The sequence below is a fragment of the Sulfitobacter mediterraneus genome (assembly GCF_016801775.1).
Classification (GTDB): Bacteria; Pseudomonadota; Alphaproteobacteria; order Rhodobacterales; family Rhodobacteraceae; genus Sulfitobacter; species Sulfitobacter mediterraneus_A.
Genome location: NZ_CP069004.1, coordinates 944,782 through 971,242, shown reverse-complemented (window position 1 = coordinate 971,242; position 26,461 = coordinate 944,782). Strand labels below are relative to the sequence as shown.

At 58.0% G+C, this 26,461-nt stretch carries 29 protein-coding genes; 19 read left to right on the top strand and 10 right to left on the bottom strand.

What is annotated here, in order from left to right; all coding sequences use genetic code 11:
* Window positions 1-89 precede the first annotated feature (89 nt).
* A complete protein-coding gene (locus JNX03_RS04730) occupies window positions 90-872 on the bottom strand; it encodes an ABC transporter ATP-binding protein (RefSeq protein ID WP_037911295.1) in 783 nt (260 codons plus the stop codon).
* Window positions 873-970: 98 nt separating this feature from the next.
* Window positions 971-2,164, bottom strand: a complete 1,194-nt coding sequence (locus JNX03_RS04725) for an ABC transporter substrate-binding protein (protein ID WP_203211271.1) — start codon at window positions 2,162-2,164, stop codon at window positions 971-973.
* Between the two features lie 233 nt (window positions 2,165-2,397).
* Between JNX03_RS04725 and JNX03_RS04720 the strand changes: the two genes are divergently transcribed.
* On the top strand, window positions 2,398-3,450 hold the full coding sequence (locus tag JNX03_RS04720) for a PQQ-dependent sugar dehydrogenase (protein WP_231024172.1): 1,053 nt from the start codon (window positions 2,398-2,400) through the stop codon (window positions 3,448-3,450).
* A gap of 8 nt (window positions 3,451-3,458) precedes the next feature.
* Window positions 3,459-3,878: a hypothetical protein gene (locus JNX03_RS04715; RefSeq protein WP_203211269.1), complete on the top strand. Its 420-nt coding sequence runs from the start codon at window positions 3,459-3,461 to the stop codon at window positions 3,876-3,878.
* Between the two features lie 2 nt (window positions 3,879-3,880).
* Here JNX03_RS04715 and JNX03_RS04710 read toward each other — a convergent pair whose 3' ends face one another.
* Complete coding sequence (locus JNX03_RS04710) at window positions 3,881-4,885, bottom strand: GlxA family transcriptional regulator (protein WP_203212139.1); 1,005 nt, start codon at window positions 4,883-4,885, stop codon at window positions 3,881-3,883.
* Between the two features lie 192 nt (window positions 4,886-5,077).
* Between JNX03_RS04710 and JNX03_RS04705 the strand changes: the two genes are divergently transcribed.
* Window positions 5,078-6,448 (top strand): class II 3-deoxy-7-phosphoheptulonate synthase, encoded by a 1,371-nt coding sequence (locus JNX03_RS04705; RefSeq protein ID WP_203212138.1) that lies wholly within the window; start codon window positions 5,078-5,080, stop codon window positions 6,446-6,448.
* A gap of 61 nt (window positions 6,449-6,509) precedes the next feature.
* Here JNX03_RS04705 and JNX03_RS04700 read toward each other — a convergent pair whose 3' ends face one another.
* Complete coding sequence (locus JNX03_RS04700) at window positions 6,510-6,962, bottom strand: Lrp/AsnC family transcriptional regulator (protein ID WP_203211268.1); 453 nt, start codon at window positions 6,960-6,962, stop codon at window positions 6,510-6,512.
* A 102-nt stretch (window positions 6,963-7,064) separates the two neighbouring features.
* Between JNX03_RS04700 and JNX03_RS04695 the strand changes: the two genes are divergently transcribed.
* Together JNX03_RS04695 and JNX03_RS04690 are read left to right on the top strand one after the other, a co-directional pair.
* A complete protein-coding gene (locus tag JNX03_RS04695) occupies window positions 7,065-7,745 on the top strand; it encodes an AzlC family ABC transporter permease (RefSeq protein ID WP_203211267.1) in 681 nt (226 codons plus the stop codon).
* Window positions 7,742-8,038: an AzlD domain-containing protein gene (locus tag JNX03_RS04690; protein WP_203211266.1), complete on the top strand. Its 297-nt coding sequence runs from the start codon at window positions 7,742-7,744 to the stop codon at window positions 8,036-8,038. The genes JNX03_RS04695 and JNX03_RS04690 overlap by 4 nt, the downstream gene beginning before the upstream one ends.
* 2 nt (window positions 8,039-8,040) lie before the next feature.
* Here JNX03_RS04690 and JNX03_RS04685 read toward each other — a convergent pair whose 3' ends face one another.
* Window positions 8,041-8,715: a PAS domain-containing protein gene (locus JNX03_RS04685; RefSeq protein ID WP_203211265.1), complete on the bottom strand. Its 675-nt coding sequence runs from the start codon at window positions 8,713-8,715 to the stop codon at window positions 8,041-8,043.
* 251 nt (window positions 8,716-8,966) lie between these two features.
* Here JNX03_RS04685 and JNX03_RS04680 point away from each other — a divergent pair, with 251 nt between their 5' ends.
* From JNX03_RS04680 to phoB, 10 genes are all read left to right on the top strand, one after another.
* Complete coding sequence (locus JNX03_RS04680; RefSeq protein ID WP_244968375.1) at window positions 8,967-9,845, top strand: YicC/YloC family endoribonuclease; 879 nt, start codon at window positions 8,967-8,969, stop codon at window positions 9,843-9,845.
* Between the two features lie 3 nt (window positions 9,846-9,848).
* Window positions 9,849-10,505, top strand: coding sequence for a guanylate kinase (gene gmk, locus JNX03_RS04675; RefSeq protein WP_203211264.1), 657 nt, complete (start codon window positions 9,849-9,851; stop codon window positions 10,503-10,505).
* Window positions 10,502-11,023, top strand: coding sequence for a gamma carbonic anhydrase family protein (locus tag JNX03_RS04670; RefSeq protein ID WP_203211263.1), 522 nt, complete (start codon window positions 10,502-10,504; stop codon window positions 11,021-11,023). The genes gmk and JNX03_RS04670 overlap by 4 nt, the downstream gene beginning before the upstream one ends.
* Before the next feature lie 3 nt (window positions 11,024-11,026).
* On the top strand, window positions 11,027-12,076 hold the full coding sequence (locus tag JNX03_RS04665) for an ATP-binding protein (protein WP_203211262.1): 1,050 nt from the start codon (window positions 11,027-11,029) through the stop codon (window positions 12,074-12,076).
* A gap of 143 nt (window positions 12,077-12,219) precedes the next feature.
* A complete protein-coding gene (locus JNX03_RS04660; protein WP_203211261.1) occupies window positions 12,220-13,275 on the top strand; it encodes a substrate-binding domain-containing protein in 1,056 nt (351 codons plus the stop codon).
* Window positions 13,276-13,363: 88 nt separating this feature from the next.
* The gene (gene pstC / locus JNX03_RS04655) at window positions 13,364-14,878 is read left to right on the top strand and encodes a phosphate ABC transporter permease subunit PstC (RefSeq protein ID WP_419584925.1); all 1,515 of its coding nucleotides are present in this window, start codon (window positions 13,364-13,366) and stop codon (window positions 14,876-14,878) included.
* A complete protein-coding gene (gene pstA / locus JNX03_RS04650; RefSeq protein WP_203211260.1) occupies window positions 14,875-16,206 on the top strand; it encodes a phosphate ABC transporter permease PstA in 1,332 nt (443 codons plus the stop codon). Before pstC ends, pstA begins: the two co-directional genes overlap by 4 nt.
* 15 nt (window positions 16,207-16,221) lie before the next feature.
* The gene (pstB, locus tag JNX03_RS04645; RefSeq protein ID WP_203211259.1) at window positions 16,222-17,031 is read left to right on the top strand and encodes a phosphate ABC transporter ATP-binding protein PstB; all 810 of its coding nucleotides are present in this window, start codon (window positions 16,222-16,224) and stop codon (window positions 17,029-17,031) included.
* 4 nt (window positions 17,032-17,035) lie between these two features.
* A complete protein-coding gene (phoU, locus tag JNX03_RS04640) occupies window positions 17,036-17,743 on the top strand; it encodes a phosphate signaling complex protein PhoU (RefSeq protein WP_203211258.1) in 708 nt (235 codons plus the stop codon).
* A 4-nt stretch (window positions 17,744-17,747) separates the two neighbouring features.
* Entirely contained in the window at window positions 17,748-18,437 is a 690-nt protein-coding gene (phoB, locus tag JNX03_RS04635) for a phosphate regulon transcriptional regulator PhoB (RefSeq protein WP_203211257.1), read from the top strand.
* A 27-nt stretch (window positions 18,438-18,464) separates the two neighbouring features.
* Here the strand turns inward: phoB and JNX03_RS04630 are convergent, their stop codons facing one another.
* Window positions 18,465-19,568, bottom strand: coding sequence for a M24 family metallopeptidase (locus tag JNX03_RS04630; RefSeq protein ID WP_203211256.1), 1,104 nt, complete (start codon window positions 19,566-19,568; stop codon window positions 18,465-18,467).
* 389 nt (window positions 19,569-19,957) lie between these two features.
* Between JNX03_RS04630 and JNX03_RS04625 the strand changes: the two genes are divergently transcribed.
* The 3 genes from JNX03_RS04625 (at window position 19,958) to JNX03_RS04615 (ending at window position 21,809) form a co-directional block, all read left to right on the top strand.
* A complete protein-coding gene (locus tag JNX03_RS04625) occupies window positions 19,958-20,416 on the top strand; it encodes a hypothetical protein (RefSeq protein ID WP_203211255.1) in 459 nt (152 codons plus the stop codon).
* A 200-nt stretch (window positions 20,417-20,616) separates the two neighbouring features.
* Window positions 20,617-21,057: a type II 3-dehydroquinate dehydratase gene (gene aroQ / locus JNX03_RS04620; RefSeq protein WP_203211254.1), complete on the top strand. Its 441-nt coding sequence runs from the start codon at window positions 20,617-20,619 to the stop codon at window positions 21,055-21,057.
* Entirely contained in the window at window positions 21,054-21,809 is a 756-nt protein-coding gene (locus JNX03_RS04615; RefSeq protein WP_203211253.1) for a LuxR family transcriptional regulator, read from the top strand. Before aroQ ends, JNX03_RS04615 begins: the two co-directional genes overlap by 4 nt.
* A gap of 345 nt (window positions 21,810-22,154) precedes the next feature.
* Here the strand turns inward: JNX03_RS04615 and tsf are convergent, their stop codons facing one another.
* Together tsf and rpsB are read right to left on the bottom strand one after the other, a co-directional pair.
* Window positions 22,155-23,030 carry a translation elongation factor Ts gene (gene tsf, locus JNX03_RS04610; protein WP_203211252.1) on the bottom strand — a complete coding sequence of 292 codons (876 nt, stop codon included), beginning with the start codon at window positions 23,028-23,030 and terminating at the stop codon, window positions 22,155-22,157.
* Window positions 23,031-23,109: 79 nt separating this feature from the next.
* Window positions 23,110-23,973, bottom strand: a complete 864-nt coding sequence (gene rpsB / locus JNX03_RS04605) for a 30S ribosomal protein S2 (RefSeq protein ID WP_203211251.1) — start codon at window positions 23,971-23,973, stop codon at window positions 23,110-23,112.
* 258 nt (window positions 23,974-24,231) lie between these two features.
* Between rpsB and JNX03_RS04600 the strand changes: the two genes are divergently transcribed.
* Entirely contained in the window at window positions 24,232-24,801 is a 570-nt protein-coding gene (locus JNX03_RS04600; protein WP_203211250.1) for a PA14 domain-containing protein, read from the top strand.
* Here JNX03_RS04600 and JNX03_RS04595 read toward each other — a convergent pair.
* Together JNX03_RS04595 and JNX03_RS04590 are read right to left on the bottom strand one after the other, a co-directional pair.
* Complete coding sequence (locus JNX03_RS04595) at window positions 24,789-25,643, bottom strand: lysophospholipid acyltransferase family protein (protein WP_203211249.1); 855 nt, start codon at window positions 25,641-25,643, stop codon at window positions 24,789-24,791. The genes JNX03_RS04600 and JNX03_RS04595 overlap by 13 nt on opposite strands.
* Window positions 25,640-26,404: a GNAT family N-acetyltransferase gene (locus JNX03_RS04590; RefSeq protein WP_203212135.1), complete on the bottom strand. Its 765-nt coding sequence runs from the start codon at window positions 26,402-26,404 to the stop codon at window positions 25,640-25,642. The genes JNX03_RS04595 and JNX03_RS04590 overlap by 4 nt, the downstream gene beginning before the upstream one ends.
* Window positions 26,405-26,461: the final 57 nt, after the last annotated feature.

The following is a 26,461-nucleotide window of genomic DNA, read 5'->3' as shown; positions in this document are numbered from 1 at the left end:
TTTATCCTTTTGAAAATGCGCTGAAACAAGCGGCGGTGTGGCCAGCTTGGTGAGGGGGGCAGCCAATGCTGCCATCGGGGTGGGCCGCATCATGCGCCCACCTGCGCCTTGTTCTTGAGGCCGGTGCCAAGGTAGGCTTCGATGACCTGTTCGTTGGCTTTGATCTCGGCCAGTGTCCCTTCGGCCAGCACATGTCCTTCGGCCATACAGATCACCGGATCGCAAAGGCGGCCAATGAAATCCATGTCGTGTTCAATGACCACGAAGGTATAGCCGCGTTCCTTGTTCAGGCGGATGATTGCATCGCCAATGGTGTTGAGCAGCGTGCGGTTCACGCCTGCGCCGACCTCGTCAAGGAACACGATCTTGGCATCGACCATCATCGTGCGGCCCAGCTCCAGCAGCTTTTTCTGCCCGCCAGAGATTTGACCCGCCTTGTGGTCGGCCAGATGTTCGATTGTCAGGAATTCCAGAACCTCGTCGGCCTTGGCCTTGAGGGCACGTTCCTCATCCGCGATGCGTTTGCGGCCGAACCATGTGTTCCAAAGCGTTTCGCCCGATTGCCCGCCCGGCACCATCATCAGGTTCTCGCGGCAGGACATGGAGGCAAATTCATGGGCAATCTGGAAAGTGCGCAGCAGCCCCTTGTGAAAAAGCTCGTGCGGGGGCATCCCGGTGATGTCTTCCCCATCCATGTAAACGCGGCCAGAGGTTGGTTTGAGAACCCCGGCGATCACGTTGAAAAGAGTGGTTTTTCCGGCGCCATTTGGGCCGATCAGCCCGGTGATGGAACCCTGTTCGATGGACAGGCTGGCCCCGTCCACGGCATGAAAGCCGCCGAAGTGTTTGTGCAGGTCGTCAACGACGATCATATGTTTTCCCCGTGCCGGCCTTGTTGGCCGGTCCCCTTATGAAGATACAGCCCGGATAGTCCGGGCTGCATCTCGTGTTTTTTGTGGTCGAAGAGGGCTTACTTGAAACCGATGGTTTCGTTTTTGCCGTCTTTCACTTCGATCATGCGGTAGGTGCCCGCAGATTCGCCTGGTCCGATCAGCTCAACCGCGGATGCGCCAACGTAGTCGACATCTTTGCCCGCTTTGATCAGCTCAAGCGCTTTGCCAAGCTCACCAGGATAGATCTTTTCGCCGGGCGCGTTGGCCACGTCCATGATCTTGCTCTTGTAGTCTGCCGGATCCATGGACCCTGCCGCCTGCATCGCCATCAGGAACAGCGCGGCTGCGTCATAGGCTTCTGGTGCGTAGGGGGATGTGCCGTCAAAACCTTCGGCTTCGGCCATCTTGGTGAAGGTCTCGATGCCGTTGCCCTGAGAGCCGGCGATCTGACCGTAAGACCCGTCCAGATCCGGACCAATGGTTTTTGGCAGGTTTTCACCGATCATGCCGCCTGGCAGACCAAACTGGTCCCATGCGCCGGCGTCCAGCGCCGCTTTGATGATGCCTGCGCCGCCTTGGTCAAGGTAGCCCGCAACAACCAGCAGATCACCACCAGCAGAGGCCAGCGCACCAACTTCAGCAGAGTAATCCGCTTTGCCGTCTTCGTGCGCCGCTACGATGGTCACTTCGCCGCCAACCGCTTTGAACGAGGATTCGATGGCGTCTGCCAGACCCTTGCCATAGTCGTTGTTGGTATATGTCAGAGCGATGGATTTGACGCCGCGCTCTTGCAGGATCTCTGCCATAACCTGACCTTCACGTGCATCCGATGGGGATGTCCGGAAGAACAGACCGTTGTCTTCCATGGTGGTCAGGCCGGGGGATGTCGCGGAAGGCGAGATCATGACCATGCCGTTTGGAATGGCAACGTTCTGCAAAACCGCGCCGGTCACGCCGGAACAGTCAGCACCGATGATGCCGCTCACGCCTTCGGCGATCAGACGTTCGGCAGAGGCCACAGCCAGACCGTTGTCAATACAGCCACTGTCGGCGCGGATGGAGGTGACTTTTGCACCGTCCAGCAGCATGCCGCTTTCGGTGACTTCTTTCATTGCCAGTTCGGCGCCCGCTGACATTGGGCCGGTCAGCGATTCAATCGGGCCGGTAAAGCCAAATTCAACGCCCAGTTTCACTTCTTTTGCGTGGCCGTCGGCCATTGCCGTTGTCGCCACAAGAGCCGCGGCCGTTGTGGCCAAAAGCATCTTCTTCATGAGGTATCTCCCTTGTTGGAACGTAACGTTCGGCGCAAAGGTTAGGCAAAGGCCTTGAAAAAGAAAAGCGGTTTTTACGGATTGCACATGCGGCAATGTCCTTGTCTGCACCTCAATTCACGACATTTTTTTGCTTGAAATGGGCAAAACGCGGGACAGATGTTCAAGAACGGAGGTGCACCATGCATGTCATGAAAAGATTCTTCACCAAACTGCTCTGTGCGGGATGGCTCATGTTGTGCCAATCGCCGGCATACGGGCAGGTTTCCTATCAGATTGAACCGGTTCTGGATGGTCTCGATACCCCTTGGGCGGTGGCGCCGATGCCCGGTGGCGGCGTTTTGGTGACAGAGCGCGGCGGCACCCTGATTCATCAAAAGGGGGACAGGCGTATTTCCGTTGCGGGGGTGCCAAAGGTGGCCGCGCGCGGGCAGGGCGGTCTTTTGGACATTACCCTGGCCCGCGATTTTGCCACAAGTCGCAGATTGTATCTGACCTATGCCAAGCCGCAGGGGCTAAGCGGCAGCGGCACGGCGGTTGCTTCGGCGCAATTGTCGGCGGATGGCACAAGATTGGAGAAGGTGAAAGAATTGTTCGCGATGAAGAAAGGCAGCCGCGGTGGCCGCCATTTCGGATCGCGCGTGGTAGAGGCCCGTGATGGCAGCCTGTTCCTGACCATCGGCGATCGCGGCGACCGGCCATCGGCACAGGACCTGACCCGACACAACGGTAGCGTTATTCGGATAAGTGCCAATGGATCGGTGCCTGCGAACAATCCCTTTGTCGGGCGTGAGGGCGCATTGCCAGAGATCTGGTCTTACGGGCATCGCAACCCTCAGGGCGCGGCGCTGGATCTGAAGGGCAATCTCTGGGTGGCGGAACACGGCGCGCGTGGCGGCGATGAGTTGAACGCAGTGCGTGCGGGAGCCAACTATGGTTGGCCGGTCATTTCTTACGGGCGGCATTATTCCGGGGCCAAGATTGGCGAGGGCACGGCCAAAGCAGGGATGGAACAACCTGCGTATTATTGGGATCCATCCATCGCCCCTTCGGGGTTGATGATCTATTCAGGCGCGCAATTTCCGGCGTGGCGTGGTCATTTCTTTGTGGGATCGCTGAAATTCGATCATATCGCCGTGCTGGCCGGTGATCCGCTGAAAGAGGTCGCGCAGATTAAGGGGGCGGAGACGATCCGCGTGCGTGACATTGTGGAAGGGCCGGACGGTGCAATCTGGTTTATTTCGGTCGGGCGGGGTAGCGTTTATCGCATTCGACCCAAGGATTGAGGACCGCCATGCGTGTTATACTATATTCACTGATCCTGTTCTGCCTTGCCGCCATGCCCCTTCGGGCACAGGAAACAGACAGCGTTTTTAGTGATTACGCCGCCTATGCCCGCTTTGTCGACCAGCACATCTCGACACGTGACTTTACCGAAGTGATCCTGCGTCTGGGCGGGCGTGATGAATACACCAAGGAAGAGATCGCCAATTTGCAACGGCAGTTTGACGGCATCTGGTCCGCGGATTTCCAGAACGGAACGGTGTTCAACCGTCAGGATCTGGGCGGCGGCGTGTCGCAAGAGGCGCGGATGTATTGGACAGGCAAAAGCTATTGCTACTTCTACGCGCTGTTGCACCAGCGCGAAAATGATCTGGTGGTGATCAATTTCGCGCTGAATTCAAACAGTACGCCGATCATGAACAGGTTCTGAACCTAGAACGACAACCGCGCCGCGTGGCTGCCGCGTTCGCGGTAGGGCGTGGTGTCGTAATGGGACCGGTAGCATTTCGAGAAATGCGACGGTGAGGCAAAACCGCAGGCCAGTGCCACGTTGATCACGCTCATATTGGTCTGCATCAGCAGGTTCCGCGCCTTTTGCAGGCGCAGTTCCATGTAATAGCGTTTGGGCGAGCGGTTCAGATAGCGCCGGAACAGCCGTTCGAGCTGCCGGGTGGACATGCCGACCTCTTTGGCAAGGATCGACGGGCTGATCGGCTCTTCGATATTGCTTTCCATCATCTGGATGACATTGCTCAGTTTGGGATGACGTACACCAATCCGTGTGGGCACAGACAGGCGCTGTGTGTCCTGATCGGTGCGGATCGAGGAATAGATCAACTGGTCCGCAACCGCATTGGCCAGATCTTCGCCGTGATCATCGGCAATCAGCTTGAGCATCAGGTCAATCGAGGATGTGCCGCCTGCCGTGCTGATCCGGTTGCCGTCCACGACAAAGACCGATTTGGTCAATTCCACTTCCTGGAACTCTTCGGAAAAGCTGTCCTGATTCTCCCAATGGATCGTGGCGCGTTTGCCATCCATCAGCCCGGCCTTGGCCAGCGCATAGGCGCCGGTGCAAAGCCCCCCCATGATCAGCCCTTTGCGGGCCTCACGGCGCAACCAGCCCAGAATGCGTTTGCTGGTGTAATCCTGCACATCCAGACCGCAGCAGACCATCACCCGGTCATCGCGGTTCAATTCGATCAGATCGTCATCAAGATGAAAGATTGTGCCAGCCGAACAGACAGTCTGTTCGCCGCCTTCACCGAGCAACATCCAGGAATAGAGGTTTTTGCCTGACATCCGGTTGGCAATGCGCAGGCTTTCGATGGCTGTCGCGATGGACAACATGCTGAACTGCTCAACCAATACAAAGACAAAACGCCGGGGTTTGTCTTCATTGGGAGGGATGCGGGTGGCCGAGCGCGGGTCTGACATCGCGGCGTCCTTTGTTTGGGTATTCATGAGGCTATACCACGTAATTGCGACATAACCTGACGTAATCTTTGCTCACGCGTTGCGCGCTTCGTCAAGAGGTCGAATTTGAGTTCTGGCCTCTCTGGTCAAGCTTTTGTATAGAAAGATTTCTTGATCGCGCTAACAGTGGCGCAACAGACCGGAGAAAAGACGATGACCAATTGGAGCAAATCAAGCTGGCGCGCAAAACCGCGGATCCAGATGCCTGATTATCCTGATCAGGCCGCATTGAATGCGGTTGAGGCGCAATTGGCACGATATCCCGTTCTGGTTTTTGCCGGTGAGGCCCGCCGCCTGAAAAAGAACCTGGCCGCCGCAGGGCGCGGTGAAGCGTTCTTGTTGCAGGGCGGTGATTGCGCCGAGAGCTTTGAACAGTTCAGTTCCGATGCAATCCGCGACACCTTCAAGGTCATGTTGCAGATGGCCATCGTGTTGACCCATGGTGCAAAAGTGCCGGTGATCAAATTGGGCCGTATGGCCGGGCAATTTGCCAAGCCGCGCTCGGCTCCGACAGAAGTGGTCGATGGTGTCGAGCTGCCAAGCTACCGTGGTGATATCATCAATGACCTTGATTTCACTGCAGAATCTCGAATTCCGAACCCGGAAAAGATGTTGCGGGCCTATACGCAGGCGGCAGCGACGCTGAACCTGATCCGCGCGTTTTCAACGGGTGGTTATGCGGATGTGCATCAGGTGCATGGCTGGACGCTTGGCTTTACCGACAATGAAAAGACCGAAAAGTATCGCGAGATTGCCAACCGCATTTCCGACACGCTCGACTTTATGGCAGCCGCCGGTGTGACCGCCGAGACCGCCCATACGCTGCAATCGGTGGAATTCTATACCAGCCACGAGGCGCTGCTGCTTGAGTATGAAGAGGCGCTGTGCCGTCAGGACAGCCAGACCGGCAAATGGCTTGCGGGCTCTGGTCACATGATCTGGATTGGTGATCGTACACGCCAGCCGGACGGCGCGCATGTGGAGTTTGCCAAGGGTGTGCAAAACCCGATTGGCCTGAAGTGCGGCCCGACGATGACCAGCGAAGATCTCAAACAATTGATGGCAACGCTGAACCCCGACAACGAAGAAGGGCGTTTGACCCTGATCGCGCGATTCGGTGCCGGATCGGTGGGTGAACACCTGCCGCGTCTGATCAAAACCGTGCAGGAAGAGGGCGCCAACGTGGTTTGGACCTGTGATGCGATGCATGGCAATACGATCAAGTCCTCCACGGGCTATAAAACCCGTCCGTTTGATTCCGTCCTGCGTGAAGTGCGCGAATTCTTTACCGTGCATGGGGCCGAAGGCACCGTGCCGGGCGGCGTGCATTTTGAAATGACGGGTCAGGACGTAACCGAATGCACCGGCGGCGTGCGGGCTGTGTCCGATGAAGATCTGTCGGATCGTTATCACACCGCTTGCGATCCGCGCCTGAACGCCAGCCAGTCGCTGGAACTGGCCTTCCTCGTGGCAGAAGAACTGTCGGCGCGGCGCGAAAGGCAGTCGGAGAAAGCCTCGGCCTGAGGTCTGGTTCCATGACTTAGAAAAAGGCCCGTTTGCATCGCTGCAAGCGGGCTTTTTTTGGTCAAATGGGCAGGGCCAGTGTCGCCTTTTCCGTTGAGACAACGATGGAGGTGCGGAACTTGCGCACGTTCTTGTCGGAAAAGAAAAACCTGTGGGTGAAAGCCTCGTAGTCGCGCATGTCCTTGGCCACGACCACCATCACAAAATCCGCATCCCCCGCGATGCAATAGAAATTCAGAACCTGCGCATCTAACCGCGCCTTGCGTTTGAAAGCATCAATCTGGTCCAGCCGGTCGCGCTCCAGCTCAACCGAGACAATGGCGGTCACGTCAAAGCCCAGCTTCTGTGCGTCCAGCACGGCGACTTCTTTCTTGATCACACCGCCTTCGCGCAGCATTCTGAGGCGACGCTGAACAGATGCGGTGGAGGCACCGATGCGATCCGCCATAGCTTGCACTGTTGTGCGGGCGTTGTCTTGCAGCAAGGCCAGCAGCTTGAGGTCGGATTTGTCCATGACTGACTCCTTTCACCTAATGGCAGATATTGATCGTCACGCATCACATAACCACAAAAACACAACTATCATAGATCACCGGAGCCACATAACTTGGGGCGTATGAAACACGGTGCTTTTGCAATATTGCCCTTGGCGGCGGGTGCGGCGGTCTATGGTTTTGCCTTTGGATTGCTGGCCGCGCAGGTCGGATTTCCATGGTGGGGCGTGGCGTTGATGAGCGGCTTTGTCCACGCTGGATCGTCGCAGATCGTGGCGGTTGAACAATTCGCCACCGGCGGCGCTGTGTTGGGGGCAGCTTTCGCGGGGGCGGCGCTGAACCTGCGCTATATCGGGATCATAGCGTCCTTGTCCGAGGTGCTCAGAGGCTTGCCCTTGCGGATACGTCTTATGGCGATCCACATCACTGGCGACGAGAACTGGGCGTTAACCATGGCCAAACGGGCGCAGGATCCGGGCGTTGGATTTCGGTTTCTGGTCGGGTCGGGCCTCGTGATGATCACGGTCTGGACGGTATCGACCTCACTTGGCGCTGTGATCGGCGCGGCGCTGCCGGATCTTGAGAAATTCGGCCTCGGCTTTGCCTTCACCGCTGCCTTTATCGCAATGGCACGCGGCCTGTGGCGCAGTCATGCGCAATTGCTGCCTTGGGTCACCAGCTTTGCCGTCACAGGCGCAGTGGTCCTGCTGGAGGCGCCCAAGGCCTATGCGATTGTGGCCGGGGCCATCGCCGGGCTGATCGTCTCCTACGTGATCAGGCAAGGAGGGGCGGGGCAAAGATGACCACTTCTCACTGGATATTGATCGCGGTGCTGGCCTTGGCAGCCTTTGCAATCCGGGTGATTGGCCTGTTTGCGGGCGATGCGATCCGGGCCTCGCGATACGCGTGGATTCTGGATGATCTGCCGGGGTTGATTGTGGTGTCTTTGGTGGCCTCATCACTGGCCGGTCAGCCATTGATCACTTGGCTGGCGGCCGGTGCCGCGTTGATTGCCGCGCTGCTGACCAATCATGTGATCGCAACCATGTGCATCGGCTTTGCTGCTTACGTGGCGCTGGGATGGATCGGCTTTTGAAATCAGTCGTTTGATGTGACCAGCCGCAAATGCCCGCGTGACCGGCCGGTTTGTGGCGGCGTCCCTCGCGGTTGCATCTTGGGCCGTGGCGCGGGGGCCAGTGGCGGCAACAAGGGCTTCAGCGGCGTGCCCGTCAACAGCGGTTGCATCTGATGGGTGATCACCTCAAACCGGCGCGGGGCAAGCCCGATCTCGCCTTGTGTGACCCAGCAGCCCAGAACGCGGCTGATATCTCCCAGATCGCTTTTGAGCGGCAGCAGCAGCATTCGTGCCTCAAGTGCGGGCCGGCCTGCGCTGTCTTCGGCAGCCAGACGCAGGGTGCAGACCGCCGGCATCTGGCAGACCTCTTCGATCTTTTCCGACAGGACCGACCGCGTGTCCGGGGTCAGCAGCGCCGTCAGGGGCATGCCGCGCACCTCCATGCCCATCAGGGCCCCCAGATGGCTGCCTGCGATGCGGAGGCGTGCGATGCCCGGCGCGATGCGTTCAAGAATAAAGGCGTTCTCAAGACTGGTTTCAAGCCCGCGCGGGTCCACCTCGGAGCGTTTGGGCAAAAGCCGCCCGGCGCGCAGGGCTTCCCAATAGGCTTCGACCTGGGAAATGGGCGCAAACCCCATCTCGGGCTGGTAGTCCAGAATGGACACGATTTTCGAATTCTCTTCTGGCAGATCGGTCATGGACCTACATCCCTCAACAACGAAAATACCACAGGCCACCTGTATCTGTGACAGGTGTTGCCATGGCCATTGCACCGCCCCCACGCCGCAAAACTTACCAAACTATAAATACCTCATTTTTAGTCCATTTGGTGAAATTTTCTAAACACTGGTTAACGCGGCCGGGCGGGCGGGGCTTGCCCCGCGCGGCGGTTTCGCCATATTGCAGGCGCAGCGATGGGGCAGCGAAGGGAACAATGATGATCCGATCCATGACAGGTTTTGCCTCGGCCACCGGTGCGCATCCGCCCTTCAGCTGGAGCTGGGAGCTGCGTGCGGTAAACGGCAAGGGGTTGGATCTGCGCCTGCGCGTGCCCGATTGGGTGGATGGGCTTGAGGCAGGGCTGCGCAAGACACTTGGCGCAGCGGCGGCGCGGGGCAATGTCACCTGCAATCTGCGCCTGACCCGCGAAGAGGGCGGCGGCACGCTTGTGATCAACGAAGATCAGCTGCATGTCGTTCTGAACGCCCTGCACCAGATCGAGGCGCGTGCGATGGATGCGAATGTCTCGCTTGCGCCGTCCAAGGCGACGGACATCGTGACCATGCGCGGCGTGCTGGAACAGGCCAGCCATGAAGATGACGGCGCGGCGCTTTGCAAGGTGCTGCTGGCAGATTTCTCGGCGGTTCTGAATGATTTCAACGAAATGCGATCTGCCGAAGGGGCCGCTTTGGCCGAGGTTCTGGCCGGCCAGCTGGCGGAGGTCGAGACCCTGACCAGGGACGCTGCGGAAGCCGCCGCCATCCGCGCCGTTGAGATGCAAGACACCCTGCGGCGCAATCTGGCCAAAGTGATGGACAACACCGATGGCGCTGATGCAGACCGTGTGGCGCAGGAACTGGCCCTGATCGCCGTCAAATCCGACATCACCGAAGAGATCGACCGCCTGGGCGCCCATGTGAGCGCCGCGCGGGATCTGCTGGCCGAGGGCGGACCGGTCGGACGCAAGCTGGATTTCCTGATGCAGGAATTCAACCGCGAGGCAAATACCCTGTGTTCCAAGGCCCAGAACACGGGATTGACCCGCGTGGGCCTTGCCCTCAAGGCGGTGATCGACCAGATGCGGGAACAAGTTCAAAATGTGGAGTAACCCATGAGCAGCGCCCAAAAACAGGACCGCCGCGGTCTTTTGATCATCCTCAGTTCGCCCTCGGGTGCTGGCAAATCCACATTGGCCACACGGCTGCGCAGATGGGACACGGGCTTGAGCTTCTCCGTTTCCGCCACCACCCGCCCGATGCGGGACGGGGAGCAGGATGGCGTTGATTACCACTTCATGCCTGAAAAGACCTTCAAGGATCATGTGGCAGATGATCAGATGCTGGAGCACGCCCATGTTTTTGGCAATTTCTACGGCAGCCCGCGTGCCCCCGTCGAACAGGCGATCAATGCGGGGCGTGACGTGTTGTTTGATATCGACTGGCAGGGCGCGCAGCAGATCACCAATTCCGCGCTTGGGGCGCACACGCTTTCGATCTTTTTGCTGCCACCCTCCATCGCAGAGCTGCGCACGCGGCTGGAGAAACGCAATCTCGACAGTCCAGAAGTGATTGCCCGCCGGATGGAGAAAAGCTGGGACGAGATCAGCCATTGGGGCGGCTATGACTACGTGCTGGTCAATGATGATCTGGACAAGACCGAGGCGCAATTGAAAACCATCATCGAGGCCACGCGCCTGCGCAGGTTGCAGCAACCCTGGCTGAACGACCATGTGCGGGGGCTGCAATCTGAATTTGAGGAAACATCATGACCCTTTATGCCCTTGGCGATATCCGCCCAACTGTGAATGGCGACGCGTGGGTTGCGCCAGATGCCAATGTGATTGGCAATGTGGTGCTTGAGCCCGGATCTTCGGTCTGGTTTGGCTGTACCCTGCGCGGTGACAACGAGGTGATCCATGTGGGCCAAGGCAGCAACGTGCAGGAAAACTGTGTGTTCCACACCGATCTGGGTTATCCGCTGACCATCGGGGTCAATTGCACCATCGGTCACAAAGTGATGCTGCACGGCTGCACCATTGGCGACAACAGCCTGATCGGCATGGGCGCAACCGTTCTGAACGGTGCCAAGATCGGCAAGAATTGCCTGATCGGGGCAGGGGCCTTGATCACGGAAAACAAGGTGATCCCGGATGGGTCGCTGGTGATGGGCGCACCGGGCAAAGTGGTGCGGCAATTGGACGAGACGGCCTTCAAAGGGCTGACCGCGAGCGCCGAACACTACACGGAAAACGCGGCGCGGTTCCGCCGCGATCTCAAGCCGCTTTGATCCATGCCTGACGCCCTGCTTCTGCCGGATCTGATCGGGGCTCTGCCGCTGCCGACGCTGGCGATTGATCGCAACGAACGGATCGTGGCGATGAACCCGGCGGCGCAGGATCTTCTGGGGGCGGGGCTTCAGGGGCGCAACTTTGTGACCGGCCTGCGCCAGCCCGCGCTTGTCGACGCCGTCGAGCAATGCCTGAGCGACCGCAAACCCCGCATGGCCCCTTTTCTGGCCGGTGACGCAGGGCGTAGCACGACCTTTGACGTGACACTGCGGCACATGGAAAACCACGGGTTTCTGATCCTGAGCTTTCAGGATGTCACTCAACTGGCCCAGGCCGGGCAGATGCGCCGGGATTTTGTCGCCAATGTCAGCCACGAATTGCGTACGCCGCTCACCGCTCTGATGGGGTTTATCGAAACGCTGTCCGGTCCGGCGCGGGATGACGCCAAGGCGCGGGACCGCTTTCTGGGGATCATGGCGGATGAGGCGGGGCGGATGAACCGCCTGGTGGGAGACCTGTTGTCGCTGAGCCGGGTCGAAGCCGATGAGCGGGTGCGCCCGACCGCGCAAACGGATCTGATCGAAGTGTTGCAAACGACCCTGCGCAATCTCAATCCGCTGGCGGCGGACAATGAAGTAACGCTTAGCCCTGATTTCGAGGTGGCGCCGCTGCGCATATTGGGGGACCGGGATCAATTGTTGCAGGTTTTCACCAATCTGATTGAGAACGCGATCAAATATGGCGGCTCAGGCCAAGAGGTTTCGATCAGCACCGAAACCAATTTGCGCGATCCGGCCCTGCGCGGGCCTGCAGTGCGGGTGGTGGTACAAGATCAGGGACCGGGCATTGATGCGCTGCACCTGCCGCGCCTGACCGAACGGTTCTATCGCGCCGACAGCCACCGCAGCCGCGCTCTGGGCGGCACAGGGCTGGGTCTGGCGATTGTCAAACATATCCTCAACCGCCATCGCGGGCGGCTCAGAATCGCGTCACAACTTGGGCAGGGGTCCACCTTCACCGTGATCCTGCCGCTGGATTCCGAGGGCAATTGACCCATATTTCCAAAGTCTTTGTGGAATAACCGGCCCTGTCATAAAACTGTAATGTAACTGTCACAAAAGCACAGCACCGGACTTCTAGACGGGCGCTGAGATCACCATAGGGGTGATCACCGATTTGACTGACAGGAGACATCATGTCGCTGACAAAACTCACCACATCCGCGCTGGCCATTGCTGCCGTTTCTGCCACTGCTGCTGCCGCGCGCGATCAGGTGCAGGTTGCCGGGTCATCCACCGTGCTGCCATACGCCTCCATCGTTGCCGAAGCTTTTGGCGAAAACTTTGACTTCCCGACACCTGTTGTAGAATCCGGTGGCTCTTCTGCTGGTCTCAAACGTTTCTGCGAAGGCGTTGGCGAAAACACCATCGACGTGGCCAACGCATCGCGCAAGATCAAAGAAAAAGAGATCAAAGCCTGCGCGGAAAACGGCGTGACCGACATCATCGAAGTGCGCATCGGCTATGACGGCATCGTGTTCGCCTCTGACATCAACGGCAACGGTTTCGAATTCACCCCGACTGATTGGTACAAAGCCCTGTCCGACAAGATCGTGATGGACGGCAAGGTTGTCGACAACCCCTACACCATGTGGAACGAAGTGAACGCCGACTTCCCCGCGCAGCCTATTCAGGCCTATGTGCCCGGCACCAAGCACGGCACCCGCGAAGTGTTCGAAGACAAGGTGATCCTGGCCGGCTGCGAAGCCACCGGCGATTTTGACGTCTTCCTGGCCGCCGCCACCGGCGACAGTGACAAAGCCAAGAAAAAAGCCGCCGAGAAAGCCTGCATCGCGCTGCGCACCGACGGCAAATCTGTGGACATTGACGGTGACTACACCGAAACCCTGGCCCGCATCGAAAGCAACAAGGACGGCATCGGCGTCTTTGGTCTGGCCTTCTACGAGAACAACACGGACAAGCTGCAGGTCGCAACCATGTCCGGCGTTGTGCCTTCGACCGAAAGCATCGCAACCGGCGAATATCCAGTCTCCCGCCCGTTGTTCTTCTATGTCAAGAAAGCCCACATCGGCGTGATCCCCGGCCTGAAAGAATATGCTGAGTTTTTCGTCGCGGACGAGATCGCTGGCCCAGATGGTCCATTGGCCGAATACGGTCTGGTCTCCGATCCTGAACTGGCCGAGACACAAGAAACTGTATCCGGCGAAGCGGTAATGGGCGGCGGCTCCTAAGCCCTGATCCTGATGATCCAGACCGGAGGCTACAGCACTGTGGCCTCCGGTTTTTTGACTGAATTGCAGACAGAGCAGGACCAGCACAATGACGGCCACAACTGCCACAACGTTTCTCGGAGTGCCGCTTGGCATGGCGCTTTTTGTCGCTGTGCTGGCGATTGCGCTTTTGGGCTACGTCATGGCCCGCAGCCGGGTCATGGCCCGCGCAGGCGGCGACGCGAGGGTGCTGCACTCCTTGCCGAATTATTACGGAATGACAGCGGCGATGTTTGCCGCTGTTCCTGCCTTGGGGGTTCTGCTGATCTGGCTGTTGGCACAGCCTGCGGTGGTGCAGAACGCGGTTCTGCCGTTGATCCCAGCGGACAAGATCGACAGCGTCGGCACACAAAGCCTGATCCTGTCGGATGTGCGCCGTGTGGCCGATGGCCTGGACATTGCGCTGGCGCAGGGTGCGCTGAGCAGGGCAGCCATTGCCGCGATGGCAGATGATCCATCGGCGCTGCGCGGAACGCTGGGCGAGGTCGGCGTGGCGCTGGGATCTGAGGTCGAACCCTTTATTCTGGCCGCGGCACAGAAATCACGGGAATTGAACGGGAAGGGGCGGTTCTGGATGGCGGCGGCGGTTCTGCTGATCGCGCTGGCCGGTCTGGCGCTGGCCCTGCGCGCCGCAGACCCACAATTCCGCGCCCGCAATATCGTGGAGCGCGGCGTTATGGTCTTGCTGATCGTGGCTGCCTCGCTGGCCATTCTGACCACGGTGGGCATCGTTCTGTCGATGCTTTTTGAATCGATCAATTTCTTCCGCCTGCATGACTGGAAAGACTTTTTCCTTGGCCCCAAATGGGCGCCCAATTTTCGCGGCGACAGCGATCTGTCGATCCTGCCGCTGCTGTGGGGCACGCTTTATATTTCCATCATTGCGCTACTGGTCGCGGTGCCGATTGGACTGTTTGCCGCGATCTATCTCAGCGAATACGCCGGTCCGAAACTGCGCGGGATTGCCAAGCCATTGCTTGAGATCCTCGCGGGGATTCCAACCATCGTTTATGGCCTCTTTGCCTTGCTGACTGTTGGCCCTGCCTTGGTGCGGCTGTTCGGGCGCGGCGAGGATGGGATATTGGGGGTGGAATGGATGAGCGGCGCGACATCCGTCCTGACCGCGGGTTTGGTGATGGGCATCATGTTGATCCCGTTCGTGTCCTCCCTGTCCGACGACATCATCAACGCGGTTCCGCAAAGCCTGCGTGACGGGTCATTCGGCCTTGGCGCGACCCATTCGGAAACCGTGCGGCAGGTGATCTTGCCCGCCGCCTTGCCGGGGATTGTCGGCGCGGTGCTGCTGGCCGCCAGCCGCGCTATCGGCGAGACCATGATCGTGGTGCTGGGGGCAGGGGCCATTGCCCGCGTCTCGGTCAATCCGCTGGAGGCCATGACCACCATCACCACCCGCATCGTCAGCCAGTTGACCGGTGATACCGACTTTGCCTCGCCAGAGACATTGGTCGCCTTTGCGCTGGGTCTGACACTGTTTGTTCTGACGCTGGGGCTGAATGTTCTGGCACTTTATATCGTGCGCAAATACCGGGAGCAGTACGAATGACCGATATCACCCCATCGGGTGCATCCCTGCTGGTGCAGGATGCCCGCACCCAAAAGCGCAACCGCGCCGAGGCCCGGTTCAAGATGTACGGTCTGGCCGCGATTGCCGTGGGCCTGCTGATGCTGGTGATCTTGCTGACCACCATCATCTCGCGCGGGACAGGCGCCTTTCAACAAACCTACGTCACGCTAGAAGTGCCCTTGCTGGAGGCCAAGCTGGACAAGAAAGGCAATCGCAATATCGATGACATCAAGAAAGTTTCGACCTTTGGTTATGCGCCATTGATGAAGGCGGCCTTTGAGAACAAGATCGCCGCCGCCGGTATCGAGACCAAGCTGAAATCCAAGGAGATGGCGGCGCTTCTGTCCAAGGATGCAGCGGCGACCCTTCGGGATTATGTTCTGCAAGACATTAATGTGATTGGCCAAACGATTGAGTTCGAGTTTCTGACCAACAGCCGCGTCGATGGATATCTCAAGGGCCGTGTGACCCGCGCATCTATCGCCAATGACAAAAGCATCAATGCCGCACAGCTTGATCTGGTGGATGCATTGATCGCCGATGGCAGCCTGCGCAAACGCTTCAACCTGGACTTCATCACCGGCGCGGATGCCTCTGACCAGCGGCCCGAAGCGGCGGGCATGGGCGTCGCCATGATCGGGTCGTTTTTCATGATGTTGGTGGTACTGGCGCTGGCCCTGCCCATCGGCGTTGCCGCGTCGATCTATCTTGAGGAATTTGCCCCTAAAAACTGGATCACGGATATCATCGAGGTCAACATTTCGAACCTTGCTGCAGTGCCATCCATCGTCTTTGGTATTCTTGGTCTGGCGGTGTTTATCAACTACATGCACCTGCCCAATTCCGCACCTTTGGTGGGTGGTCTGGTGCTGACGCTGATGACCTTGCCGACGATCATCATTTCAACCCGTGCCTCGCTCAAATCGGTGCCGCCATCGATCCGGGATGCGGCGTTGGGGGTCGGGGCCTCCAAGATGCAATCGGTGTTCCATCACGTGCTGCCACTGGCCGCGCCGGGCATCCTGACCGGCACCATCATCGGGCTGGCGCAGGCGCTTGGCGAAACAGCGCCACTGCTGCTGATCGGCATGGTCGGTTTTATCGCCTCCAACCCGCCCGATGGCATCACCTCTGGCCTGATGGATCCAAACTCCGCCATGCCCGCCCAAATCTATGAATGGGCCAAACGTGCCGACCCGGCATTCTATGAACGCGCCTGGGGTGGTATCATCATCCTGCTGGTGTTCCTGATCACAATGAACGCAATCGCCGTGCTGCTGCGCCGCCGGTTCGAGCGGCGTTGGTAAAAGAGGTCCGATCCCATGAGAGACACTATTATTTCGGAGAAAGACGCGATGCAGAACCAAACGGGGCATCCCGCCAAAATCGCGGCCCGCAATGTGCAGGTGTACTACGGTGACACCCACGCAATCAAAGACGTGAACGTGGATATCGAGGCCAATACCGTCACCGCCTTTATCGGCCCGTCCGGCTGTGGCAAATCGACTTTTCTGCGCTGTATCAACCGGATGAACGACACCATTGATGTGTGCCGTGTCGAAGGCGATATCCGCATTGATGGCGAGGATATATATGACCGCAAGGTTGACCCGGTGCAGCTGCGTGCCAAGGTCGGGATGGTGTTCCAAAAGCCGAACCCATTTCCCAAGTCGATCTACGACAATGTGGCATACGGACCCCGCATTCACGGGCTGGCCCGGAACAAGGCGGAACTGGACGATATCGTTGAAAAGGCGCTGCGCCGCGGGGCGATCTGGAACGAGGTGAAAGACCGCCTGCATGCCCCCGGAACCGGCCTGTCCGGCGGCCAGCAACAGCGCCTGTGCATTGCGCGCGCCGTGGCCACGGAACCCGAAGTTTTGCTGATGGATGAGCCATGTTCGGCCCTTGACCCGATTGCCACAGCGCAGGTTGAGGAACTGATTGACGAGCTGCGCCAAAGCTATTCGGTGGTGATCGTCACCCACTCGATGCAGCAGGCCGCGCGGGTCAGTCAGAAAACCGCTTTCTTCCACCTCGGCAACCTTGTTGAATTTGGCGAAACAGACAAGATTTTCACTGCGCCGGAAGATCCGCGCACCGAAAGCTACATTACCGGACGGATTGGATAATATCATGCAAGATCAACATATTGCATCCGCATTTGACCGTGACCTTGAATCCATTCAGGCGCAGATCATGAAGATGGGCGGCCTGGTGGAAGATGCCATTCGCCTGGGCGCACAATCACTTGAAACACGCGATGAGGAACTGGCCGACAAAGTGCGGGCAGGGGACCGGGCCATTGATGGGCTGGAAGAGCTGATCAATGATCAGGCGGCGCGTTTGATTGCGCTGCGTGCGCCAGCGGCGATTGATCTGCGGCTGGTGCTGAGCGTGATCAAGATCAGCGCCAATCTTGAACGCATTGGCGACTATGCCAAGAACATGGCCAAACGCACCGGGGTTCTCTCGCAGATGCCGCCGGTGAATGACAGCGCCGGTTCGATCCGCCGCATGGCCCGCACGGTAGAGGCGATGCTGAAAGATGCGCTGGATGCCTATATCCAGCGGGACGCCGAATTGGCGCTGGATATTATCGCCCGCGATGAAGATCTCGATCAGATGTACAATGCGTTGTTCCGTGAATTCCTGACCTTCATGATGGAGGATCCGCGCAACATCACCGCCTGTATGCACCTGCATTTCATCGCCAAGAACGTCGAACGTATGGGGGATCATGTGACCTCTATCGCTGAACAGGTGGTTTATCTGGTCACCGGTGTTGCCCCGGCAGATGCACGGCCAAAGGCGGATAAAACATCCGTGGCATCAAAGGCTTAAGAAAATGAGTGTGACACAACCGCAGGTCTTGCTGGTCGAGGATGAACCAGCACAGCGCGAGGTTCTGGCGTACAATCTTGAAGCTGAGGGCTTTGCTGTAACCCAGGCACAAAACGGCGAGGAAGCGATGCTTCTGGTGGCCGAGGCTGCGCCTGATCTGGTGATCCTGGATTGGATGATGCCACTGATGAGCGGGATCGAGGTCTGTCGCCAGCTCAAGACCCGCGATGACACGCGCCATATTCCGGTGATCATGCTCTCGGCCCGATCCGAAGAGGTGGACGCCGTGCGCGGGCTGGAAACCGGTGCGGATGATTACATCATCAAACCTTATTCCCTGCGCGAGTTGATGGCCCGTGTGCGCAACCAGTTGCGCCGTTCGCGGCCTGCGGCCTCAGGGGCACCTTTGTCCTATCAGGACATCGCCCTTGATACAGAAAGCCACCGTGTCAGCCGCGCGGATCAGGAGCTGAAGCTTGGGCCAACGGAATACCGTCTTTTGGTGACGTTGCTTGAAAAACCGGGGCGTGTGTTCAGCCGTGACCAACTGCTTGACCACGTTTGGGGACGCGACATCTATGTGGATACGCGCACGGTTGATGTTCATATCGCCCGGCTGCGCAAAGCGCTCACGCAGCATGGCGGCGACGATCCGATCCGAACGGTGCGCGGCGCTGGATATGCCTTGGGGTAGGGGGCGGGTGCCCCCTTTTCAATCTGTTCAAGCGTTTGAAATCACCAAATCCCGGGGCAAATCTGAGAGAATCTCAGCGCCATTTTCTCGCATAATTACAATGTCTTCCAGTCTTATTCCAAAGCGTTGCTTTAAGTAAATTCCCGGCTCAATGGAAAAGACATTCCCGACCTCCAGAACGGTGTCAGACGTGGCCGTGATATAGGGCGGCTCATGCACATCTATTCCGACACCATGGCCCAAACGGTGCAGAAATTCCTTGCCATATCCGGCCTCAGTGATGTGATCACGTGCCACTTTGTCCAGATCTGACGCTTTCATGCCGGGCCGCGCGGCATCAACGGCGGCCTGAACCGCGCCTTCAACCACTGCAGCAACCTTAAGAAATTCCGCATCCGGATCGCCAAACCAACCGCAACGGGTCATGTCTGATGGGTATCCTTGATACCGGCATCCCGTGTCGACCAAGATGGCCATATCACGCTCCAACCGGGTTTGACCGGTGTGATGATGGGGAAACGCGCCATTTGCGCCAAAGCCAACGATTGTGAACTCCGGCGCTGCGCCGTTGGCCTTGTAATAATCGCGAATGATGGTCTGAAGCTCCATCTCGGTCATGCCTTCGCGCAGGCAGCCATAGCCGTGCTGCACAGCCGCATCATTGAGCAGCGCAGAGGCCTTAAGCGCCTGATATTCTGCATCATCCTTGAGACCACGCAGATAGCCGACGGTTTGGTGCAGGAAGGTATGCTTTGGCTGGTCCAGCGCGGCAAGCAGCAACAGGGAGAAATCCGTACGCATGGTTTCATCCAAGGCAACAGTCAGACCGGGACGCTTGGCATCTACGGCGCCCAGCAGCTCATCCAAGGCCCGATCAGGGCCGTCAGCGTCGTCCCAGCAAAAGAACGGCAGATCGGTCTTTTGGCGGGCGCTGTCGGCGTTGAGACCCGGCATCAGGAAACCGGCCGCTGTTGCGCTGATCATCAACATTACGGGACGTTCATCGCCATGCGGGTTCAAACCGGTCAGCCACATCATATGGCTGCTTGGTCCGGCAACCACGAGGTCGACACCAGTGTCAGCCATGCGTTGACGCAGGCGTGTCAGTCGGGATTGGTAAAGGTCGGACATGTTTGCTCCTGTAGCCGTGTCGCGCATCTAGGGTAAAGTGCTAGGCTGTGACGTGGACGAAGGCAATTGCTGGTTTGGGATGTTGGTCCAGCGGATCGGCACACTTATGTATTTCAGTGGGTTACGGCGCGTGATTGATTGTTTAGGTGAGCCAGAGCGCATGTAATAATTACATAATACTGATTATAAGAGATAGAGAATGCCAAAACTGCAAGGCAAACTGGTGTTCAAAACCACACCGGAAAACGCCGGTTCGTCGTCATGTGCGGATATCCCCTTCTGAATCCGGCCAACTATTTTGGGTTGAAGTGCGCGCGATATTCCACCACTAGAGGTAGTGATTTGAGATTGAGCCACAGGCCTGATCTAACCAAAATGGAATACGGAATATGCCTAAGACACTTCGAAACAGATTTCAGAATTTCGCCAAAGGTTCGGCCTTGGTTGTTGGTTTGCTACTTGCGGCCTCTCAGGCGGATGCCATGTGCCGCGGTACGCCGGTGATCAAGCTGAGCGATGGCAGCGCGGGATGTGTGATCAAGAAAGAGCCGACAGAGATCACGCGCACAAGGTCTGTGGTTGGTGGTGGTCCAGCCACGACCCTTAAGTCCAAAATGAACGGTGTAGCGATTGTTGTTCAGTACCTTGACGAAGGAAACGACAAGCAAATCTCTCGTAAACGGATTGAGAAACGCGCAAAGGAAATCTGCCTGACCTTTAACAAAGAGATGCTGAAAGGCGTGAAGCGACCGGGCAATCCATTTATGGTCGTGGCGCAGACCTGGGGAAAGAAGCCGCAATTTCCCAAGTTGACATACTTTACAAAGAATTGCTGGATCAAAAGATGACGCCGTCCTTGATGCAAGAAAACCGGGGGTTTGCCCCCTCCTCTCGGTTTGCTCGCATGGTTTGTTCGCCGCGCTGAAGTGGTTACAAACATGCGGAAATGCACCACTTCTTCCGTAAGTTGCGCATCCATGCTGCGCTGCTGCTGGACAGCGCGGCATATGGGTCGTTAACTGATTGTATTGAATATGAGAGTTCTGCAATGCCATCTGTTTTGATCCTGAACGGCCCGAACCTGAACCTGCTTGGCACCCGCCAGCCCGAGGTTTATGGCGCAACCACTTTGGCAGATATTGAAAAGCTCTGTGTCGATGCCGGTGCTGCACTTGGTCTTGATGTGGCTTGTTTTCAGTCCAACCATGAAGGCGCGATGATCGATCAGATCCATGCCGCCAAGGGCACCCATGACGGGATTGTCCTGAATGCGGGCGCCTACACCCACACCTCTATTGCACTGATGGATGCGATTGCTTCGGTCGAACTGCCGGTTGTCGAAGTGCATCTGAGCAATATTCACGCCCGAGAAAGTTTCCGCCATCGGTCGTATATCGCGCCGGTGGCCATTGGGCAGATCTGCGGATTTGGGGCCAAAGGCTATGCTCTGGCACTGGATGCCCTTGCGGATGTATTTGCACGAAAATGAGCTTGCAGGAATATCTCGATGGTCTGGTCCGGTGCCCCTCTCTTGAGGCGCTGTGGGATCTGCACACCCAGAAAATGGCCGAATACGGTTTCGACCGGCTGATCTATGGATATACCCGTTACCGGACGTCAACGTCGCTTGGTGACCCCGAAGACTTTATCATTCTGACCAATCACTGCCGGTCTTATACGGACGAATTTCTGGGCGCCGGTCTCTATTACGATGCCCCTATGGTGCATTGGGCGCTGGCCAATGACGGCGCCTGCAGCTGGACCGTGATGCATGAGATGGCGCAGGCCAAAGGCATGACCCCCGCAGTGGAACGGGTGCTGGATTTCAACCGCCGTATGGGTGTTCATGCAGGCTATACCGTCAGCTTCAAATCCATTTCTGCGCGGTCCAAGGGAGCCATTGCATTGACCGCGCGGCGCGACCTTGATCAGGCGGCCATTGATGCGGTCTGGGCCGAACATGGCGACGATATCAAGGTGATGAACGATGTTGCTCATCTCAAGATTCTCACCCTGCCCCAAAACACCGCCAAACACGCCCTGACCCCGCGCCAACGCGAGGCATTGCAATGGGTGGGCGATGGCAAAACCACGCAGGATATCGCGCTCTTGATGGGGTTAACGGCGGCAACCGTGGAAAAGCACCTGCGACTGGCGCGTGAATCCATGGGCGTGGAAACCACCGCACAGGCAGTTCTGAAGGCGGCCTTCACCAACCAGATGTTTGTGATGGACGTCTGATCCGGCCCAAAGGTATGGAATCCCTTACTGGCGCGGATTGGCGTCATGACGCAAGGTAAGCCCGTCCCGTGTACGCGGCTTGGCCGTGGGACGCTGCCCAATATACCCTTTTGATTATGAGGCTCTGTTCGGGTTCCTGTTTGGTCGGGGCTTTTTTCGTTTCGGCTGACAGGGTTTTGCGCTCACAGTCCCAGCGCAACCTGGGACGAGCGTATAGGCGGGCTTTGCCTCTCGGTCAAAGTCCGCCTATCTTTGTCCCCTGCCCCATTTGACCATTTGGACCGGCCACGAAAAAGGGCGGCTCCGATACCGGAACCGCCCCAAATACTGAGTTTATTGAACGGCTTAGCCCTGTGCGGCTTTCGCAACTTCAGCAGCAAAGTCTTCTTTGACCACTTCAATGCCTTCGCCCACTTCGAGACGAACAAAACCGGTGATGGTTGCGCCGGCCTCTTTGGCGGCGTCGCCAACGGTCAGGTCAGGGTTCACAACAAACGCCTGGTTCAGCAGTGTCACTTCGGACATGTACTTTTTCATGCGGCCGACGATCATTTTCTCGATCACGGCTTCTGGCTTGCCAGATTCCCGAGCGATGTCCATCTGAACCTGCTTTTCTTTTTCGACAACCGCCGCGTCCAGATCTGCCTCGGACAGGGACGCAGGGTTCACAGCGGCGATGTGCATCGCAACCTGCTTGCCAAACGCCTCATCACCGCCGGTCATTGCAACCAGAACGCCGATTTTGCCCATGCCGGGTGCCGCGGCGTTGTGCACGTAAGACACAACTGTGTCGCCGTCGATTGCGGACATGCGGCGCACCGACATGTTTTCGCCAATCACGGCAACCGCGTCTGTCACGGTCTGCTCAACGGTTTTGCCGCCCATGTCGGACGCTTTCAGCGCGTCCAGATCAGATGCGTTCAGTGCAACCTCTGCAATGCCGCCAACCATTTTCTGGAAGTCTGCGTTTTTGCCAACAAAGTCGGTTTCGGAGTTCACTTCAACCGCGACACCGTGGCCACCATTGACCTGAACAGCCACCAGACCTTCGGCCGCCGTCCGGCCAGATTTTTTGGCCGCTTTGGCCAGACCTTTGGTGCGCAGCCAATCAACCGCGGCTTCCATGTCGCCGTTGTTTTCAGTCAGCGCCTTCTTGGCGTCCATCATGCCTGCGCCGGTGCTGTCGCGCAGTTCTTTCACCATAGATGCTGTAATCGCCATCTTTTGGTTCTCCTTTGGAATCATGGGATCTGGGGCAGGTGATCCCTGCCCCATATTTCAACGCTGTGAAACGTGCCGATCAGTTGGCTTTTTCAACAGTCTCTTGTTTGGATTCGATATCCAGCGGTGCATCTTTGGACATCGCGTCGTTTGAAACAGTCTCGGAGGACGCATTGCCAACTTCAACGCCATCGCTGAGCGCTTCTTCGACAGGTGCTTCTTCCATCGCGCCCAGATCAACGCCTGCCGCGCCCAGTTGTGCGGACATGCCGTCCAGGGCTGCGCGGGCTGCCAGATCGCAGTACAGCGCAATGGCGCGTGCCGCATCGTCGTTGCCTGGGATGATGTAGTCGATGCCATCCGGGGAGCAGTTGGTGTCAACCACCGCCACAACCGGGATGCCCAGTTTGTTGGCTTCGGCCACGGCCAGCGCTTCTTTTTTCACGTCGATGACGAAGATCAGGTCGGGACGACCGCCCATTTCGCGGATACCGCCGAGGGAGGCTTCAAGCTTGCCCTGGTCACGTTCCATGCCCAGACGCTCTTTCTTGGTCAGACCTTCAAAGCCGCGCTCGGACTGTTCGTCGATGTTTTTCAGACGGTTGATGGACTTCGACACGGTCTGCCAGTTGGTCAGTGTGCCGCCGAGCCAACGGTGGTTCATGTAATACTGTGCGCATTTTTCCGCGGCTTCTGCCACAGGCTGCGAAGCCTGACGCTTGGTGCCGACAAAAAGGATGCTGCCGCCTTTGGCGACGGTTTCACGGATCACAACCAGTGCCTGCTCCAGCAAAGGAACGGTCTGTGTCAGGTCCATGATGTGGATGCCGTTGCGCGCGCCATAGATGAACGGACCCATACGTGGGTTCCAACGCTGCGTCTGGTGGCCGAAGTGTACGCCTGCTTCAAGCAATTGGCGCATGGAGAACTCAGGAAGAGCCATGTCTTTATACCTTTCCGGTTTAGCCTCATCGGGGGTATGACAGCGGATGCTGCCAACCGGCGGACGTTTGAGGATTTCTCCCCCAAAGGCCCAACCCCGACTGCGGGTTCAAGTGCCGCGCGTATAGATCAGCATTGGGTCAAGCGCAAGGGGCCATGGGTGCAATAGTGATCTGGCCGCCCTGCCCCCGAAAATATGGACAAACGGCGCGGAGTTGCTCAGGGTATGATCATAAAAACACCATCAGGGGAACACCACATGATCAAACTGACCTCTGCGGCCTTTGCCGCATGCCTTGCAATGCCGGTCCTTGCCGCGCCGCTGACCCTCACGCCAGCCGATCCGCAACCGAATGCGGATGATCTGTCGCCAGGGTTGGCGGTGTCCTATGCCTATCCCAAAGAGGTGCGCACGCTGGAACAGGCAGACGCCGCCCTGCAAAGTGCCAAACCTGGCCCTGCGCTGGTCGGGCTGTCTTATCTGGACGGTGATGATGGGGATCTGACGCTGACCTCGACCTCGCACAAAAAGGTTGCGGCAGAGATCACCGGCTATCTGCGTTTTGACGCGGCTGGCACGTTTGAGATCGATTTTTTCAGCAATGACGGCATCCGGGTGGAGCTGGGCGGACAGCAGGTCGCGCTTTATGATGAGGTCCACGCTTGCGAATCCGCGGGCTTGCAAGAAGTCGAAGTGCCCGTGGCCGGTTGGTATGCCATCAAGGCCACCTATTTTCAGCGCAAAGGCACCGCCTGCCTGATGATGGACTGGAATGCAGACGGATCCCTCGGCCCTGTCCCGGACAGCGCCTTTGCCTATTCCAAGTGATCGTTAACTGATCGGTCGGGGCTGGACAGTTGGTGCCCTGACCGCACGACCGTTTCGCTGGCCTGTGCCAATGCCTTGCGATTTGGGTAATCGCGCACAGGCATTGGTGCGTGATAGGCCACATGTACACGCCCTTGTCGTGCGGGCGCCAATGTCGCCAAGAGATGCGATCCAAAGGACATATCCCCCCACCAGCCATAGAACCGCGGGTCGGTGCCATCTGGCGCGAAATAGGTGATTGTCACGGGTTGAACCGCGATCTCGTCCTTAAGGTTCTCTGCAAAGAAAGCCTGGAAGAGCGTTGTTTTAAAAGGAATAACCTGCATTCCATCCGTGCTGGTCCCCTCGGGAAAGAACAGCAGTTTGTGCCCGGCCAGCAGACGCGCTTCGAACACTTGGGTTTGCTCTTTGGCCTTTGCGGGGTTGCGCTCGATGAACACGGTGCCAGTGGCCCGCGCCAGCCAGCCAATGCCCGGCCAACTGGCCACTTCGGACTTTGACACGAAGTAAATCCGCTTTGCCGCGTTCAACACGAAGATATCGAGCCACGAGGAATGGTTGGCCACAACCGCCCCGCGCCCCTTCATCGGTGCGCCGGTGTTGCTGTAGCCGATCCCCAGAATGCGCAGCGCGTTCCGGCAGACAAATTGGGTGATATGGGGAGTGACCGGGCGGTGGAGCCCATAGAGCGGCTGTTCGATCAGGCGCACAATCAGAAGGATCAAAAGCCCGCCAAACACCAAAATGCCAAGGGCGACCACCCGCAGGACAACGCGCACCCAGCCCCAGAACCGGATCGGCGGAAAGGCGGGTGGCACGCCGCTGTCCCATGCGATGCTCATCGACGTTCTCCGCGATAGATTTTCGATTGGCGGGCATTCATCTGATTGGTGTCCATGATCAGGCAGACATCAACCGTGTTAAAGGCATGATCGATATAGGCGCCTTCACCCACCATGCCGCCAAGGCGCAGATAGGCCTTGATCAGACTGGGCATTTGCAACATCGCGGCTTTGCGATCCAGTTCAGCTTCGCCTAGCAAGTTCATGTTTTGAAACGATGTGTCCCGTGCTTTCACCCGCAGATCTGGCGGCGCGAGATGGCGATGGTGCAAAAAGGACAGGGGTTGCTTCAACGCCGACACATCCGTGCCGTGAAAGCTCGCCACACCAAAGAGCACTTCGATCTCATGCTGCGTGATGTAATCGGCAAGCCCTGACCACAGGTGATGCATAGCCATGCCGCCGCGATAGTCAGGATGCAGACAGGACCGCCCCAGTTCAAGAATGCGCCGCCCGCAGGTTTCTAACAGGGTCAGGTCGTATTCGCCGGAAGAATAAAAGCCCCCTGCCCGCCGCGCCATATCCTGTTGCATCAAACGGTAGACACCGACCACCGCGCCGGTGGTATCATCAAGCAACAAAAGATGGTCGAGAAAGGGATCAAACCGGTCCCGTTCGAGGCCGGCATCGTGGTCCACCATTGCACCGCCGCCGCCCAGTTCCGAGACAAAGACATCATAGCGCAGGCGCTGTGCTGCTTCCAGATCCGCGTCGGTTTGTGCCAGTCTGACATGAAACCCGCCGGTCGCCTGTTGGGTCATCGGCATGTGATACCCCTTTGATGCGTTCGAGGTCTGATAGGCAATTCCCCCCCGATG